Source organism: Moorena sp. SIO4A1 (assembly GCF_010672065.1).
GTDB lineage: Bacteria > Cyanobacteriota > Cyanobacteriia > Cyanobacteriales > Coleofasciculaceae > Moorena.
In genome coordinates, this window is record NZ_JAAHHX010000809.1 from 1 (window position 1) to 1303 (window position 1303).

Below are 1303 nucleotides of genomic sequence, written 5' to 3' on the forward strand. Positions count from 1 at the left end.
GCTGAATGCTTACATGTTATGATAGCTTGTTTTACCCTATTATTACATCCCAATCTAGCGAAATTAGCAACATCACCGTCCAAATCAACCAGTTAGACCTGACAGGCTGGTACACTTCAGAATTGGAGATAGTGGCCGTTACTTTTCATCTAGGCGGTTCATCAACAGATTTAGTTGTTCGTGTTGCTTGTGGATGGTTTTGTTACCCTCCTGACCCTCCCAACACTTGCACGCTATGAATCTTTTGGCTCCTTATGTGATTACTCCGGCTCTGATCTTTGAATCCTTGTCATAATTTTATTACCATAATTTTTTTTTTAACAAGCCGTAAGTGATATATTGATGGGAACATCCAAATTTGGGAAATATATCCCTAAAATTAACGATAATACTAGGGTTTAAAACCATAATTAAAAGTGTTATGTACAAAAATGGTATGCTTCTTAATTATTGATGATTGACGCTTGATAATTGCTAAATCTTAGCATTGCTTGATTCCAGGAAAGGAGATTAATTTAGTGGCAAATCAACTGAAACGCATCGCCATGTGGGCTAGTCCACGATGTCTTTCGACAGTTCTACTACGTTCTTGGGGAAATCGCCCAGATACCTTTGTGCAAGACGAGCCGTTTTATCCACATTATCTTTCAGTCACTGGTCGCAAAGACCCGGGAATGGACGAAGTGCTCAACCGTTATGAAACAGACTGGGTCAAGATTGTAGAGCAAGTGACGACCGGGTCAATACCAAACGACAAATCGATCTATTACCAAAAGTTTATGATCTATCGACTCCTACCCCATATCGACATTAGTTGGGTTCCCCAATTGACCAACTGCTTTCTGATTCGTGAACCTCGGGAGATGCTCCTATCTTATCTTCGGCTATGGCCTAATCCGACATTGGACACCATAGGGATGCCACGACTTAAGCAATTGTTTGAAATAGTCCGTGACTATTCAGGTGTCATTCCGCCGGTAATCGATGCCCGTGACCTACAGGAAAACCCACGCCATACTTTGTCCTTGCTCTGCGAAGCGGTAGAGGTTGAATTTACAGATGCGATGTTAAATTGGTCTAAAGGCAACCCAACCACTGATATTTGGTGTCAATATCAGTGGTATGACACGGTGAGAAACTCAACCGGGTTTCACCCCTACAAACCCAAAAGCGATGCCATCCCGGAGCGCTTTGAGGATCTTCTTTCCCAGTGCAATCAAATCTACAGGGAATTATACAAATATCGCCTTGTGTGACAACGAAAGGGTGACCAGCAAGCTCAGGGCAAACGCATCTTGTTGGG

Annotated in this window: 1 protein-coding gene; it reads left to right on the forward strand. The window is 42.7% G+C overall.

Annotation, left to right across the window (positions count from 1 at the left end; all coding sequences use genetic code 11):
* The first annotated feature begins 518 nt into the window (after window positions 1-518).
* Window positions 519-1256, forward strand: a complete 738-nt coding sequence (locus F6K53_RS43095) for a hypothetical protein (RefSeq protein ID WP_293047944.1) — start codon at window positions 519-521, stop codon at window positions 1254-1256.
* Window positions 1257-1303: the final 47 nt, after the last annotated feature.